Source organism: Lactobacillus sp. HMSC08B12, assembly GCF_001808415.1.
GTDB classification, from domain to species: Bacteria; Bacillota; Bacilli; order Lactobacillales; family Lactobacillaceae; genus Lactobacillus; species Lactobacillus delbrueckii.
Genome location: NZ_KV793178.1, coordinates 1 through 1090, shown reverse-complemented (window position 1 = coordinate 1090; position 1090 = coordinate 1). Strand labels below are relative to the sequence as shown.

The following is a 1090-nucleotide window of genomic DNA, read 5'->3' as shown; positions in this document are numbered from 1 at the left end:
GACCCTGACTGGAGTATCAAACGCCCACTCCGGCTACTCTACCATCTCTACCATCAAGGATCTGGAAAACAAGGGCTACAAGCTGGTCAGCGATGACACGACCGGCTCGGAAATCGTCTTTGACAACGATGACAAGACCGATCAAGCCTACGCCGTCCACCTGGCACACAGAACCAGCGTCGTGACGCCAAATGACCCTAAGAACCCGGTAAACGGCAACGACATGACGGATGATCTTACCAAGAAGGTTCACCAAACCATCAAGTACGTTGAGCTTTCAGGGAAGCAGGCTGCCAAGTCTAACGTCCAAACCTTGACCTTCGGCAGAAGCGCCACGGTCGACCTGGTTGACGGAACCGTTTTGTCCTACACCGACTGGGACGGTCCAAAGTCCACCAAGGCTGTCAAGTCTCCTAAGGTTAAGGGCTTTGTGCCTGACAAGAAGATCGTGCCGGCGCAAAGCTACAAGGCAACCGACGCCGACAAGGTGATTACCGTTGCCTACAAGGCAGTCAAGAAGGCCGTGCCTGCACAGACGCCTAAGGCGCCAGCCAAGAAGCCAGCCATTCCTGTCAAGGCACCTAAGGCTGTCAAGACCGCTGAACCGGCCAAGACGATCAGCATCAAGGAGTCTGCGCAAGCTCAAGACCAGCTGCCGCAAACCGGTGAAGACAATTCCAAGGCCGCCTTTGGCTTAGGACTTGCTTCCATCCTTGGCGGGATCGGCATCCTGGGTGCTTTCAAGCGCAAGAAGAAGGAAAACTAAATAAACCCGAAAAAGGCAGATGATCTCAAGAATTGAGGGCATCCGCCTTTTTTGCTGCCTGCTTATTGGTTTTGTGATACATTAGTGCATGATAAGAATGTCAGTACGCACCCAATAGCGCGGTATCTATCGACCTCTGTTCAATAGTCATATACTGTTCTTAACAATTGAATATGGAGGAACACGATATTATGACTGAACATCCAATCGTACAGCTCGAGTTGCCAAAGGACAGAATCAGACCTAAGAGTAGGCCTGGAAAGAACCGGCTTGTTCTTAACCTGAAGTCCAATGGGGTTGAGCTGTCATTTTACAGTGATGCCA

Annotated in this window: 1 protein-coding gene; it reads left to right on the top strand. The window is 51.2% G+C overall.

Annotation, left to right across the window (positions count from 1 at the left end; translation table 11 throughout):
• On the top strand, positions 1 to 766 hold a 766-nt coding region (locus HMPREF3168_RS06345), incomplete at its 5' end, for a mucin-binding protein (protein ID WP_070489212.1).
• Positions 767 to 1090 lie beyond the last annotated feature (324 nt).